General features: G+C 40.4%; 11 protein-coding genes. 1 reads left to right on the forward strand and 10 read right to left on the reverse strand.

Translation table 11 applies throughout. The features are described 5' to 3' along the window. Nucleotides 1-13 precede the first annotated feature (13 nt). The 8 genes from rlmH to E7303_RS00345 form a co-directional block, all read right to left on the reverse strand. Complete coding sequence (gene rlmH, locus E7303_RS00310) at nt 14-496, reverse strand: 23S rRNA (pseudouridine(1915)-N(3))-methyltransferase RlmH (RefSeq protein ID WP_292143314.1); 483 nt, start codon at nt 494-496, stop codon at nt 14-16. Between the two features lie 4 nt (nt 497-500). Next, nucleotides 501-1,544 carry a hypothetical protein gene (locus E7303_RS00315; RefSeq protein ID WP_292143315.1) on the reverse strand — a complete coding sequence of 348 codons (1,044 nt, stop codon included), beginning with the start codon at nt 1,542-1,544 and terminating at the stop codon, nt 501-503. Between the two features lie 105 nt (nt 1,545-1,649). Next, a complete protein-coding gene (gene gltA, locus E7303_RS00320; RefSeq protein WP_292143316.1) occupies nt 1,650-3,038 on the reverse strand; it encodes an NADPH-dependent glutamate synthase in 1,389 nt (462 codons plus the stop codon). A gap of 73 nt (nt 3,039-3,111) precedes the next feature. Then, nucleotides 3,112-3,987 (reverse strand): sulfide/dihydroorotate dehydrogenase-like FAD/NAD-binding protein, encoded by an 876-nt coding sequence (locus tag E7303_RS00325; protein ID WP_103867816.1) that lies wholly within the window; start codon nt 3,985-3,987, stop codon nt 3,112-3,114. 101 nt (nt 3,988-4,088) lie between these two features. Continuing rightward, the gene (locus tag E7303_RS00330) at nt 4,089-5,531 is read right to left on the reverse strand and encodes a chitobiase/beta-hexosaminidase C-terminal domain-containing protein (RefSeq protein WP_292143317.1); all 1,443 of its coding nucleotides are present in this window, start codon (nt 5,529-5,531) and stop codon (nt 4,089-4,091) included. Between the two features lie 15 nt (nt 5,532-5,546). After that, nucleotides 5,547-6,410 (reverse strand): bifunctional methylenetetrahydrofolate dehydrogenase/methenyltetrahydrofolate cyclohydrolase FolD, encoded by an 864-nt coding sequence (folD, locus tag E7303_RS00335; protein WP_292143318.1) that lies wholly within the window; start codon nt 6,408-6,410, stop codon nt 5,547-5,549. 28 nt (nt 6,411-6,438) lie between these two features. Beyond that, the gene (locus E7303_RS00340) at nt 6,439-8,115 is read right to left on the reverse strand and encodes a formate--tetrahydrofolate ligase (protein ID WP_292143319.1); all 1,677 of its coding nucleotides are present in this window, start codon (nt 8,113-8,115) and stop codon (nt 6,439-6,441) included. A gap of 23 nt (nt 8,116-8,138) precedes the next feature. Continuing rightward, nucleotides 8,139-11,006, reverse strand: a complete 2,868-nt coding sequence (locus E7303_RS00345; RefSeq protein WP_292143320.1) for an FtsK/SpoIIIE family DNA translocase — start codon at nt 11,004-11,006, stop codon at nt 8,139-8,141. Between the two features lie 120 nt (nt 11,007-11,126). On the opposite strand from E7303_RS00345, the gene E7303_RS00350 reads away from it, so the two are divergent. Further along, complete coding sequence (locus E7303_RS00350) at nt 11,127-11,699, forward strand: hypothetical protein (protein WP_292143321.1); 573 nt, start codon at nt 11,127-11,129, stop codon at nt 11,697-11,699. 55 nt (nt 11,700-11,754) lie between these two features. Here the strand turns inward: E7303_RS00350 and glmS are convergent, their stop codons facing one another. Next, a complete protein-coding gene (gene glmS / locus E7303_RS00355) occupies nt 11,755-13,623 on the reverse strand; it encodes a glutamine--fructose-6-phosphate transaminase (isomerizing) (protein WP_292143322.1) in 1,869 nt (622 codons plus the stop codon). Nucleotides 13,624-13,689: 66 nt separating this feature from the next. After that, on the reverse strand, nt 13,690-14,472 hold the full coding sequence (locus E7303_RS00360) for a Cof-type HAD-IIB family hydrolase (protein WP_292143323.1): 783 nt from the start codon (nt 14,470-14,472) through the stop codon (nt 13,690-13,692). Between the last annotated feature and the right edge of the window lie 13 nt (nt 14,473-14,485).

Genomic DNA, 14,485 nt, shown 5'->3' on the forward strand with positions numbered 1-14,485 from the left:
CAATAAATAATCTTTATTTATGATATGGCTCACCACTTATGATCTTGTATCCCCTGTAGATCTGCTCAAGCAGGATTACTCGCATCATCTGATGAGGGAAAGTCATATCAGAAAAACTAATATGCTGATCAGCAAGATCAAGAACACTTTTATGAAGTCCCAAAGATCCGCCAATAATAAACTGAATATGGTTTATTCCCTTTACACCCTGACTGTCTATAAACTCAGAAAAGCTCTCTGAAGTAAACTTCTTACCATTTATGGCAAGTGCACAGACAAAAGCAGAAGGATCGATATTTTTAATTATTCTTTTTCCCTCTTTATCTTTTATCTGCTCTTCAATTGCAGGTGGCGCATTATCAGGAGTCTTTTCATCTGCCACCTCGATTATGCCTAGCTTACAGTATCTGGACAGCCTCTTAGAATATTCAGAAATAGCATCATTCCAGTATTTTTCTTTTATTTTTCCTACACAAATAATTGTTATCTTACTCAAAACTTCAATTAGCCTTTTTTTCGCCTACAATGATACCTGAAACTTTGTTATCCTTTGTTCCTTCCTCTGTCATGTAAACAAAGTCCTTTTCATCATTCTTGTTCTGAAGAACAGGAATCTTACCATCTTTGTCTAAGCGTGTATTTACAACCTGTATTAGAGTGCCATCTTCACAGGTTCCGTACCACTCCTCTGTATTCTGATCTCGATCAACTGTTATGATATACATTTTGCCATCATAATAGCCCTTATCAAAACTGCCAATAGCATTCTGGACATAAATGTCATCACCATTCATTTTGGCAAAGTCATAGTCATAATGCTCCTGACCATCGCCTGATGGAAGATCATCTACCCAGCCGCCAGTATACATATGCTCAGTAACAACATAGTTACTATACTCAGGATAGAAATTTATCCATGTGCCATTTCCGTTTCTTTTTCCATTTTTCCATTCGCCAAAATAGTACTGATCATCTCCATACACAGCAAGGCCTGTTCCCTCCGGAAGCCCGGAAGAATTAAGATCACCGTAATAATAGAAATCAGAAGTACCTGAAAGCTTATAAGACATAGCCTCAAATCTTTCAAGATGAGCCAGATCTCTTACAGCCTCAGTATTGTTATCTGCCCAATATGTATACATTTCCTTAAGCTGTGCATTAGTATCTACAGCAAGCCCCTTGTATACATTCTTTAATACAGCTGCATTTGTTGAATACAGACTGTTTCCTGAAATGTCATTTGTAGTATTTCCAGTCTCATTTGACTGTAAAGCTGTTTCTGTACTACTTCCATTCGCACTTGAGCTATCTTCAGCTTTATCTGAAGATTCACTATTTGCTTCTTCTGAAGACGCCAAAACACCGGAATCCGAATTTTGGTCTAAAGAGCTCTCTAAAGAAGCATACTCGCTTATGTTCTCATCAAGAAGTTTTTCATCACTCTTATTTTTACCTGAAAGAGCTAAAAACAGTACTAAAATCAGTAATATTGCAGCTACTATACCAGATGTAATAGCAACTTTAATTTTTTCATTCTTGTCCATATTATTCTCCAATCCACAATACTACTAATTATAGCATAAAACACAAATCTTCCCAAACCTATTAACAAGGCCTGGGAAGATTTTATTGTTAAAAATAATATTTATTTACTGCTTTGATGAAAGATATTCATCGATACCCTTTGCTGCTGCTTTACCTGCACCCATAGCCAGAATAACTGTTGCAGCACCAGTAACTGCATCACCACCTGCAAAAACACCAGGCTTTGATGTCTGCCCATTTTCTTCCTGTGCAACAATACACTTTCTGCGATTGATCTCAAGTCCCTTAGTAGTTGATGAGATCAAAGGATTAGGTGATGTTCCAAGAGACATGATGACAGCATCGCAATCAATGTCGAACTCAGAACCAGGAATTTCAACAGGGCTTCTTCTTCCTGACTCATCAGGTTCGCCAAGTTCCATTCTGATACATGTAACGCCTGTTACCCAGCCATTTTCATCAGCATGGATCTCAACAGGATTTGTAAGAAGGTCAAAAATGATTCCTTCTTCTTTTGCATGTCCAACTTCCTCTTTTCTTGCAGGAAGCTCTTCTTCGCCACGACGATATACAACATGTACCTCAGCTCCAAGACGAAGTGCTGTTCTGGCAGCATCCATAGCTACGTTACCGCCACCAACAACTACACATTTCTTAGGTCTCATTATAGGTGTTCTTGAATTCTCATCAAAGGCTTTCATAAGATTGCTTCTTGTGAGGAACTCATTAGCAGAGAACACACCCATAGCCTGCTCTCCAGGAATGTTCATGAATCTTGGAAGACCTGCTCCTGAGCCGATAAATACAGCTTCAAAGCCTTCCTTTTCCATAAGTTCATCTATTGTTACTGACTTACCAATAACAACGTCAGTTTCAAGCTTAACGCCTAAAGACTTAACATTTTCGATTTCTTTTTTAACAACAGCAGTCTTTGGAAGACGGAATTCAGGAATACCATATACCAAAACACCACCGGCCTCATGAAGAGCTTCAAAAATAGTTACGTCATAACCCATTTTTGCAAGATCTCCGGCACATGTAAGACCTGAAGGGCCGGAACCGATAACTGCAACCTTCTTGCCTTTCTTTTCCTTTGCGCCCTCTGGCTTAATTCCAAGTTCTCTTGCTGTATCAGCTACATATCTCTCGAGCTTACCAATTGATACTGCATCTCCCTTGATACCTCTGATACATTTTCCTTCACACTGGCTCTCCTGTGGGCAAACACGTCCGCAGACAGCAGGAAGTGCGCTAGACTTGCTGATAGTCTGATAAGCGCCCTCTACATCGCCTGTTTTAACCTGTGAAATAAATGCAGGAATATCAATTGAAACAGGGCATCCCTGAACACACTGAGGATTCTTGCAGTTCAAACATCTAAGTGCTTCTTTTTCAGCTTCTTCTTTATTATATCCAAGGCATACTTCCTCAAAATTGGTAGCACGCACTTTTGCATCCTGCTCTCTAACAGGAACTCTTACAAATCCGTCCATAGTTGATCTCCTTATTTTCTATTTAAAGGTGTTAATGATATACGGATTGCTCCACTTTATTCTCGCAATCCTATCACTCACAGTTTCCGCATCCACCGTGATGAGTATCACCTTCCTGTGCCTTTAAGAACAATCTGCCTTCTTCTGTCTTATACAGTTTCATACGGTTCATAGCCTGATCAAAATCAACCTTATGTCCGTCAAATTCAGGTCCGTCAACACATGCGAACTGAACCTTTCCATCTACTGTAAGACGACATGCGCCACACATTCCGGTTCCATCAACCATGATAGGGTTCATACTTACAACTGTAGGAATTCCAAGTTCCTGAGTTAATTTGCATACAAATTTCATCATGATCATAGGTCCAATTGCTACGCAGTGATCATACTTATTGCCTTCATCCCAAAGATCCTGCAAAGCCTTTGTAACCATTCCGCTTCTTCCATAAGAACCGTCATCAGTTGTGATATGAAGATTACATACCTCTTTAAATCTGTCCTCAAGAATTACAAGGTCCTTAGTCTTTGCACCGATGATAACGTCGCAATCAACACCGTGTTCTTTAAGATATTTAGCCTGAGGATAAACAGGAGCTGTTCCAACACCACCTGCTATAAATACTATTTTCTTTTTCTTAAGTTCATCTACGCTCATCTCGCAGAGGTCAGAAGGTTTTCCAAGTGGTCCAACTACATCTGCAAGTTCATCGCCAGCCTTTAACTTTGAGAGCTTGTATGTTTCAGCTCCGATTGCCTGAGCAACGATCTCAACTGTACCTTTTTCCCTGTTATAATCACAAATAGTAAGAGGAATTCTCTCACCTTCCTCGTCAACTCGAATAATCAGGAACTGGCCGGGTAAACACGCACTTGCTACGCGTGGAGCTTCAACAATCATTTGGTAAATGTTTGTAGTAAGCTCATTTGCCTCTAAAATTTTGAACATAGTCTTCCTCCTACAATTATAAAAATATACATTGCATCAATGATAAAATAAATTGATTAAAAATTCAATTAGTAATTTAAATTGGTAAAGTGTTAAATTATTTATCTGTTAGAAATTGTAATAAGCGTATACTTACCACTTGAATCATATCCAAGTCTGTTAACAGTACCATCATGGGTATTGACAGCATACATAAGCCCTGTTGGTTTAACTGTTCCATCGTTTGAAACATGATTTTCCGTGACAACATAATACTCACCGGCGCCCTGAATCTCAATAACAGAAGTGTAAATATATTCGTTATGTCCATCCTGGCCTCTCACCTTACCGCTTGAATCCAAAAGAATATCAAGCCTTACAAGAGTATTAACAATACTGTTAACAGCCTGTTCTGTAGAAACAAGCCTTGTATAGATAAGGTGGTACTCTCTTTCAACTATCTCACTGCAGTCTCCATCCTGGTTAAAAGCAATAAATTTAAAAACAGAAGTTCCTACAGGCATAGTTATAGGTGAAATATACTGCTTGGATTCAACAGTCGGATCACTGCCGTCAGTTGTGTAGAAAATTGTGCTTCCGGCTTCTGCCACAGCAACGATCATTGTGTTCTGATTATATTCGCCACTTGGTTCCATGATCTCAGGTGGAGCGGGTGCGCCATGTTCTAAAACATAGCTTTGCTGTACCATCTCGCTATAAAGACCATATTCATTAACGCACACAGCCTTTATGTCATACTCACCGTTTTCATCAAGAACTATCTCATTCTCGTATGCGATGCTGCTATTATCAGGATCGTCACCATTTACCGTATAGAAAATACTACAGTTCTCATCTGCCGTAATTTCAACATTTATAGTGCCTTCATATGTCCCTGACACAGGAACCATTTTAGGCGACGCAGGAATGTACTTTTCCCTCAGAGACCTCGTTATATCTGTGTCTTCCTCAGTCAAAAGAACTGTCACTTCCTGATAAGCTCCCTCCTGCTTGTATATAGAGATTATTCCTTCATAAGCAGAAAGAACTTTTTCATCCGAAAATGATGAGCTGCCTGTTATCTGTTTCAGCACATCGACAGCTTCAGCATTTTTGCCAACCTCAAGATAATAATCAGAAAGCCTGAAAATAATATCTGAATCATCCGGAAATGCCTGATTTCCTTCGGCCAGATACTCTATGGCCTGATCCATTTTACCTGAGTTTTTAGAGTCACCTGCAAGTCTTAGATAATACTTTGGTGACCTGCTGTTGTAGCCTGCAAAAGTAACAAAAATGCAAACCACTAAAACAACAGCTAAAGCGCAAACAAGAAATGTAAGCTTTTTCTTCCGGCAAACATTAAGGAAAGACATTAACTTCTTTTTGCGCTCAAGCCATTTCTTTTCATCCTTGGTCAGCTCATTTGCAAGACCTGTGAGACTTTCCTTTATTTTGTTTTCTACTTCCGGCTCAAAATCAGGGACAAAATTAATTTCTGTACCACAATCATCACAGTACATATGCCCCTCTGGAATTTCTTTGCCGCAATTAGGACAAATCATAGGCTCTCTTTCTCGTTATGATTCCATATGCATCAAAGCTGCTTCATAACAGTTGTTCATAAGCATTGCTATAGTCATTGGTCCTACACCACCAGGTACAGGAGTGATAGCAGATGCAATTTCTGATACTTCGTCAAACTTTACGTCTCCACAAAGCTTGCCATCTTCACCTCGATTAATACCAACATCTATTACAACTGCGCCTCTCTTTACATGATCCTTGGTGATCATACCGGCTTTTCCAACAGCTGCAATAAGAATGTCTGCTCTTTTGCAGACTTCCTCAAGGTTTTTGGTCCTTGAATGAGCAATTGTAACAGTTGCATTTTCTCTAAGCATTAAAAGAGACATTGGTTTGCCGACGATATTTGATCTACCAACAATAACGCACTCTTTCCCGGCTATATCAATTTTACCATCACAGCCTCTTTTTAAAAGCTGTATTACACCAGCAGGAGTACAGGATACAAATCCCTTCTCTCCAATGCAGAGTGCACCAACATTCATAGGATGAAAACCGTCTACATCTTTCGAAGGTGAAATTGCGTTGATGACAGTTTTCTCATCAATATGCTTTGGAAGAGGCATCTGAACAAGTATGCCATCAACATCCTTTCTTCCATTGAGTTCATCAATAAGCTTTAACAGTTCATCCTGTGTTGTCTCTGTAGGGAGTTCATAAGATAAAGATCTAAAACCGATGTATTCACATGCTTTTTTCTTATTTCTTACATATACCTGTGATGCAGGGTCCTCTCCTACCAATATTACAGCAAGGGTTACCTCTATTCCTTTTTCTTTTAAAAGAGCTGTCTTTTCTCTTAATTCATCTTTGATCTGTCCGGAAATAAGCTTACCATCAATAATCTGTGCTGCCATATAAATTCCTTTCGTACTGGTATCTACTTTAGAACAATCCTGTTATTTTGCCATCAGCATCAACATCGATATCAAATGCTGCCGGATGTTTAGGAAGTCCTGGCATAGTAACGATCGATCCTGTAAGCGCTACAACAAATCCTGCGCCGGCAGAAACATATGCTTCTCTGACAGTGATCTTATAATTTGTTGGTCTTCCTAAAAGTGATGGATCATCAGACAATGAATACTGTGTCTTAGCCATGCAGACAGGAAGATTCTTAAAGCCCATATCCTCAATCTTAGCAAGCTGTCTTGTTGCGGCAGGAGTAAAGTTTACGTCGTCTGCTCCATAAATCTTTGTTGCAATAGTCTCGATCTTTTCCTTGAGCGAAAGATCATCCGCATATATTGGAGCATAATTTGAAGGCTTAGTATTTATAGTATCAAGAACTTCTTTTGCAAGAGCCTCTCCGCCTTCGCCTCCTTTTGCCCAAACTTCAGAAAGAGCAAATTTGCAGCCTCTCTCCTCACAGAACTTCCTAACGAACTCAGTCTCAGCCTCAGTATCTGTGATAAATGAGTTAAGAGTTACAACAACAGGCACTCCATACTGCTGGATATTCTCTATATGCTTCTCAAGGTTTACTATTCCCTTTTTAAGGGCTTCAAGGTTCTCGGCACCAAGTTCGGCCTTTGGCACTCCGCCGTTATATTTAAGGGCTCTGATAGTAGCTACAAGAACAACTGCATCTGGCTTCAAGCCTGCAATACGGCACTTGATATCGAGAAACTTCTCAGCACCAAGATCTGCGCCAAATCCGGCTTCAGTAACCGTAATATCAGAAATTCCAAGAGCTGTCTGTGTAGCTCTTACAGAATTACAGCCATGTGCAATATTGGCGAATGGGCCACCGTGAACAATTACAGGTGTGTGCTCAAGCGTCTGAACAAGGTTAGGCTTAATAGCATCCTTTAAAAGAGCTGCCATAGAGCCAACTGCCTTCAGGTCGCCTGCAGTAACTGGTTCTCCATTAAAGTTATATGCAACTATTATTTTGGATAATCTCTTTTTAAGATCATCCATATCACTTGCAAGGCACAAAATTGCCATGATCTCAGAAGCAACCGTGATAACAAAGTGGTCCTCTCTGGGTACTCCGTCAGCCTTAGCGCCAAGACCTACAACAATATTTCTGAGAGCTCTGTCATTCATATCCTCAGCTCTTTTCCATATTATCTGTCTTGTGTCGATTCCAAGTTCATTGCCCTGCTGAATGTGATTATCCAAAAGAGCTGCCAGAAGGTTATTGGCAGATGTGATAGCATGGAAATCACCGGTAAAGTGCAGATTTAAATCCTCCATTGGAACAACCTGCGCATATCCGCCACCGGCTGCGCCGCCCTTAATTCCGAAACATGGTCCAAGTGAAGGTTCTCTAAGTGCTATTACTGTTTTGTATCCTAATCTGCTTAAGGCATCGCCAAGTCCAACGCTTGTGGTTGTCTTGCCTTCTCCTGCAGGAGTAGGATTAATAGCAGTTACAAGAATAAGTTTTCCCTTTTTGTTTGCCTTAGCTCTCTTTAAGTAATCCTCAGACAACTTAGCCTTATACTTGCCATAGTACTCGAGGTCATCCTCTGAAATGCCTAATTTCTCAGCCACTTCCCTAATGTGAAGCATCTTTGCTTCCTGAGCAATTTCGATATCACTTTTTACAGCCATTAATAACTCTCCTCCTAGCTCTTTCAAAGTATTTCTTCAAACTGTTCCTTTGTCATAAGTACTTTCCTGGGCTTGGTTCCTTCTTCGTCACCAACAACACCGGCTTCACAGAGCTGATCCATGATCCTTGCTGCCCTGTTAAAGCCAATCTTGAATACTCTTTGGAGCATTCCAATTGATGCTTTTTCTTTTTCTATTATGATCTCGCCTGCCGCAGCGAAGTACTCATCCCTATCGGAGAAGGGGTCACCGGATGAACCATTTGATGATCCACCCTGACTCTGGATGCTGCTTATCTGCATCTCGATTTCTTCTCCATATCCAGTTTCAATTCCTTGATTTCGAAGGAAATCAGTAACAGCCTGTACCTCTTTATCAGATACAAATGCTCCCTGCACTCTGGCAGGTTTTGTATACCCCTGAGGGTAGAACAACATATCACCCTTACCAAGAAGCTTTTCAGCGCCATTGATATCAAGAATGGTTCTGGAATCAACACCACTTGAAACAGCAAAAGCAACTCGGCTAGGCATATTGGCCTTAATAAGGCCGGTAATAACGTCAACAGAAGGTCTCTGTGTTGCAATAATAAGATGGATACCTGCAGCTCTTGCCAGCTGAGTAAGTCTGCATATAGCGTCCTCAACCTCATTGGCAGATACCATCATAAGGTCTGCAAGCTCATCAACAATAACTACGATCTGAGGCATTACTGACATACTTCCATCAGTGCAGCCCTCCGCAATCTTATTATATCCTTTAAGGTCCCTGACTCCGGAATCCGCAAACTTTTTATATCTGTTTGTCATCTCCGCAACGGCCCAGTTCAGAGCTGCTGCAGCCTTCTTAGGATCAGTGACAACAGGTATCATAAGATGTGGAATACCGTTGTATACGCTAAGTTCGACGATCTTAGGATCGATCATGATCATCTGAACTTCTTCAGGCTTAGCCTTGTAGATAAGGCTCATGATAATGGTATTGATACATACTGACTTACCTGAACCTGTAGCTCCCGCAATAAGAAGGTGAGGCATCTTGGCAATATCTGCAACAACTGTTTTACCTGCAATATCCTTACCAACGGCAAATGCAAGCTTTGATGAAAATTCCTTGTATTCCTTGGACTCGATAAGGTCTCTGAAGGCAACAGCCTGATTCTCCTTATTGGGAACCTCAATACCTACAGCCGCTTTTCCCGGAATAGGCGCTTCAATACGAATATCCTTGGCTGCAAGGTTCATCTTGATATCATCAGCCAGTCCGACGATCTTATTGACACGAACTCCGGCTTCAGGCTGAAGCTCGAACCTTGTAACAGCAGGTCCCTGGCTTATGTCTGTGACAGTTACATTGACGCCAAAGGTCTTAAGTGTCTCCTGCAATTTAAGAGCTGTTTCTTTAAGCTGTCTTGCCGAATCAGCATTCTTGTTCTTTGTTCCCTTTTCCAAAAGAGATACCGGTGGAAATACATATTTCTTTGGAATGGCTTTTTTATGAGCCTCGATCTCCTTTTCCATTCCGGGACTTGTAGTAACAGGTCCTGACGCGTTAACTACAGAATGCGAAGCTGAAGGCGCTGATGAATCTATTTTGGTAGAAGCATTTTTGCTCATGGAAATATGATCCTGGGCATGGATAGAATACTCTCCGTTCATACCGTTGCCGATATCCTCTGCATGAATGGGAACATCAGGTAATATATCCTCTTCTTCTACCGGTTCAGAAGTCGCTGCCACAAGCTTGCCATGTGCTGCCGGCATTTCAGGCTCATATTCAGGCTCTTCTATTACAGGTGGCACCTGCCTGATCGTATGTTCAGTAGCTGGTTCTGAATGAATCTCTCTGACATCTGATTCCTCATATGTATCAGGATTTTCATCATCAAATCCCATTCCATGAATAACAGGATCAGTTATAAGAACCCTCTGACCATCAGGCTCAACCTCTGTTCTAACTTCATTATGGTTCAGAACGATCTCATGAATGTCATCATGGAAATCCTCTTCATCAGGAATAAATATATTCTTTGCAGGAGGATCATTTTCGTCATGAACATGGATCTCAGGACGATTTTCTTCCTCATCCTCTTCATCCTTAAGGTCAGTTTCAAGCATAACCCCTCGGACATTCTTTTCCATTCTGAGAATCTTTTCATCCTCTTTCTGCTCGATGGCAAGACGTCTTTCCTCTTCTATCTCAGCGCGTCTTTGTTCCATCTTTTCTCTGCGGCGCTCAGCATAATCCCTATAATTGGCAGCATCTTCCCTGGTGCGCTCAATTATCTTTCTTCCACCCTTTTTAAGTCCTCCAACAAAAGACTGTTCAGTAAACACTACTACGCTGGCAATTCCTATAACCAGCAAAAGCAGTGCTGTTCCGGCAAATGAAAGATATTTATAGATAATATAAGCTAAAGAGCCTGCAAAGAATCCACCGCCGTTCCTTCCGGCGCTGGACTGACTATAAATATAAGCAATATCATATTTAGTTAATGACTGTGGTCTTCCGGTGATCAGATCTGCGATTATTCCGATCACAAAGAATATAACTACTCCGGATACAATTTTCCTCACTGAGGCGCTTGATCCAAAATTAGCTATACCAATAGCAACTGCTCCAAGCATAACCAAAGGAGCAACATAGGCCGTAACTCCAAAGAGTCCAAAAAGAATAGAACTTACAGCGTTGCCGAAATCTCCACATATTCCAAAATTACATAAAAAAAGGAAAATAGTCAGAGCTATCACAAGAATCACAACAAGTTCACTTTTAAGAGAATAATCGAATTCCTCTTCCTGCCTTTTGGGCGCACGAGTGCTTCTGGCTTTCGATGAACTTCTTGTAGTTGTTTTTCTAGACTGTTTTCTCCCCTTACCAGACTGTGTCATATGATCCCCTTATTCCATACAAAACTCTTAATAGTATATCATTTTTAGCAGGTTTATGCTATACTAACAACTGATTTAATATGCATTTGAAACGCATTCAATAATGAATAGGAGAAAAAAATGGAATTTAAACAGGAAGTTGAAACTGGCACATTTAAAATTGTCAGCAACACTGATACAACTTTAAAGATCAAAGAAGTTGCAACAAAGTGCAGATTAGTTAAAACAGATAACGGAGTTAAAGTTGAACTCGCTTATACAGGCCCTAACGCCAGCAAATATATGCAGTATGTAGAAAAGCACAAAGAGGATCTTACAAAATATCTCATGAATCCTGATGAAGCTGATCTCTATGAATGGATGGAGACATCCCACCAGACTCCTGAATCACTTAAAAAGCATGAAAAAGAAAATCTTATTCTCTATGTAAGCTTCGATCCTGACACACACAAGATGTCTACAGGAATAGCTGATGAAAACATCACAATGAAGCTCGGCTCTACTCTTATGAGCGTCAACATAGATGAACTTACAAGAGATGAATTTAAGCTTGCTATTTACAACATGCTTCTTCTTGCAGATGAAATATCTGTAATGATGGGAAATGCAGGACTTCGTAAGATGGCAAACATCCAGATCGTAAAGACTTATCTCACAGAGATATATGATAAGTACCACGAAAACATTGATTGATTGATAATACAAAAGCTGTCAGGTTTTAAATCTGACAGCTTTTTATTTATTATTCTTATTCTACTGTAACAGACTTAGCAAGGTTTCTTGGCTTATCAACGTCAAGTCCTCTTGCAACTGATACGTAATAACCTAAAAGCTGAAGCGGAACAACTTCAAGTGATCCAATAAAATGCTTATCCATCTTAGGAACATAAGTAACGAAATCTGCTGTATCCTCGATCTCATATCTTCCATATGGTGCAAGTCCCATAAGGTAAGCGCCTCTGCTCTTACACTCTACCATGTTGGAAATAGTCTTCTCATAGAGGTTGTCCTGGCAAAGAAGGCCAATTACCAAAGTACCATCCTCAATAAGACTGATAGTACCATGCTTAAGCTCACCTGCAGCATAAGCCTCTGAGTGAATGTAGGAAATTTCCTTCATCTTAAGGCTGCCCTCAAGTCCGATTGCATAATCGATACCTCTTCCGATAAAGAAGATGTCTTTTGAGTTAGCAATCTTAGCTGCAAACCACTGAAGTCTTTCCTTGTCATCAAGAATCTTCTGAATGCATTCAGGTATTCTTGAAATTTCTGCAAGGTATTTATCATAAATATCTTTTTCGATTTTTCCACGTACAGCTGCAAATTCAAGCGCAAGAAGGTATGTAACAACAAGCTGACAGCTATAAGCCTTTGTTGTAGCAACTGAGATTTCAGGGCCTGCTACTGTATAGATCACATAATCAGCTTCTCTTGCAATTGAAGAACCTACTACATTAACGATAGCAAGTGTCTTAACGCCTCTTTCCTTAGCCTCACGAAGAGCAGCTAAAGTATCTGCTGTCTCACCGGACTGTGAAATAACAATAACAAGATGATTATCTGTAAGAAGTGGTCCTCTGTATCTAAACTCTGATGCAAGCTCAACTCTTACAGGTATGCCTGCAATATCTTCTATTACATACTGGGCTGCCATTCCAACGTGCCATGCACTACCGCAAGCAACAATTGTAATTGCTGAGATGGATTTAATTGTTTCTTCATCCATTTCAAACTTGGAAAGATCAACTTTTCCGTTAGTTACAAGTGAATTTATTGTATTCTTTATAGCTGTTGGCTGCTCATGGATCTCCTTCATCATGAAGTGCTCAAAGCCGCCTCTCTCAGCAGCCTCAGCTGAAAACTTGATCTCAACAAGCTCTTTTTCAATAAGATCGCCGTTAAGGTCATAGAACTCAGCCTTACCAGGAAGGAGTCTTGCCATCTCATTGTTGCCAATATAGTAAACATTCTTTGTGTGATTAAGGATTGCAGGAACATCTGATGCAACAAATGTTTCACCGCCTGCGATTCCGATGATCATTGGGCTGTCTTTTCTGGCAACGTAAATCTCATCAGGATAATCAGCGAACATTACTTCCAAAGCGTATGAACCGCGAACTCTCACCATAGTCTTTGCAAGTGCATCGATAGGTCCAACTTTATACTTCTTGTAGTAATAATCAACGAGTTTGATAGCAACCTCAGTATCTGTGTCACTATAGAACTCATAACCATTCTTTAAAAGCTTTTCTTTTAACTCCTGATAGTTTTCGATGATACCATTGTGAACACCTACAACTTCAGATTCTACAGTTCCGGAAGCAGATCCGGTGCAATTTCCTGATACATGAGGATGTGCATTGATCTGTGAAGGGCCACCGTGTGTTGCCCATCTGGTGTGTCCGATACCACAACATCCAACAACGCTCATTCCGTTATCAGTCTTCTCTTCGAGATTCTTAAGTCTTCCTACTGCCTTAACAACCTCTGCCTTATTATTCCCATCACGAACAGCGATTCCTGCTGAGTCGTAACCTCTATACTCCAGTTTTGAAAGTCCTTCAAGCAATATAGGTGCTGCCTGATGCTTTCCGATAAATCCTACTATTCCGCACATACTTTTTTCCCTTTCTTATGAGGATATCCTAAATATAATAAACGATATGCTCCAAAATGGCAAATTTTAAATGAGTTCAAAATGCTTCATGGCATGATAAATACCATCTTCATCAAGGGGCAAAGTGATATAGTCTGCGTAATCAGACAGGTCATGATAGGTGCCACCCATTGCCACGCCCGTTCCCGCTGCTATAAGCATTTCTTTATCGTTTATGCTGTCGCCAAAAGAAAAGGTGTTTTTTATATCTTCTCCCAAAAGCTCACAGACTTTCCTGATTCCTGTGCCTTTATCAAACCCCTTTGGAACCATCTCTACTACAGTGTCGCTGTGAATAATATAACTGTAGAGATCAAGAAGCTCTTTGTAGCAGGCATTTCTCTCCTCCTTAGAAACATCTGTTGCACATGAGAGCTTATTCATTTCCCAGTTGCCCCAGTTTTCCTCGATTCCTCTTAAATGTTCCCCCATCTCCTGCATGACCTTTTCGCCATACATATCGCCGGCAAAGTCAGATTTGTCCATGTACAGGTATTTTGGGCCTTCCAAAATAGGACGAAATCCATATTTTCTGACAGTCTCTACCGTTCTTATTGCATCATCCTTTGGAATTATCCTGTTAAAAATGACTTCACCGTTATATTCAATCATGGTACCACAGGCAGAAACTATTCCGTCAAAACCTATAGATAAGAGCTCCTTGTTAGTAACAAATCCTCTTGCTCTTCCGGTATTTATAAAGCACTTATGCCCATTCTCCCTGGCTGTTCTGATTGCCAGTCTTGTCTTTTCCCTTATATTGTTGTTGTAGTCCCACAAGGTGCCATCAATATCAAAAAATAAAACCATCTTAATAAAAACT

The organism is Butyrivibrio sp., from assembly GCF_015056685.1.
Classification (GTDB): Bacteria; Bacillota; Clostridia; order Lachnospirales; family Lachnospiraceae; genus Butyrivibrio.

Bases quoted from the DNA above. Each gene is read 5' to 3' on its own strand.
- E7303_RS00315 (WP_292143315.1), bottom strand. From the start codon at position 1,544: ATGGACAAGAATGAAAAAATTAAAGTTGCTATTACATCTGGTATAGTA.
- gltA (WP_292143316.1), bottom strand. From the start codon at position 3,038: ATGGACGGATTTGTAAGAGTTCCTGTTAGAGAGCAGGATGCAAAAGTG.
- E7303_RS00325 (WP_103867816.1), bottom strand. From the start codon at position 3,987: ATGTTCAAAATTTTAGAGGCAAATGAGCTTACTACAAACATTTACCAA.
- E7303_RS00330 (WP_292143317.1), bottom strand. From the start codon at position 5,531: ATGATTTGTCCTAATTGCGGCAAAGAAATTCCAGAGGGGCATATGTAC.
- folD (WP_292143318.1), bottom strand. From the start codon at position 6,410: ATGGCAGCACAGATTATTGATGGTAAGCTTATTTCCGGACAGATCAAA.
- E7303_RS00340 (WP_292143319.1), bottom strand. From the start codon at position 8,115: ATGGCTGTAAAAAGTGATATCGAAATTGCTCAGGAAGCAAAGATGCTT.
- E7303_RS00345 (WP_292143320.1), bottom strand. From the start codon at position 11,006: ATGACACAGTCTGGTAAGGGGAGAAAACAGTCTAGAAAAACAACTACA.
- E7303_RS00350 (WP_292143321.1), top strand. From the start codon at position 11,127: ATGGAATTTAAACAGGAAGTTGAAACTGGCACATTTAAAATTGTCAGC.
- glmS (WP_292143322.1), bottom strand. From the start codon at position 13,623: ATGTGCGGAATAGTAGGATTTATCGGAAAGCATCAGGCAGCACCTATA.
- E7303_RS00360 (WP_292143323.1), bottom strand. From the start codon at position 14,472: ATGGTTTTATTTTTTGATATTGATGGCACCTTGTGGGACTACAACAAC.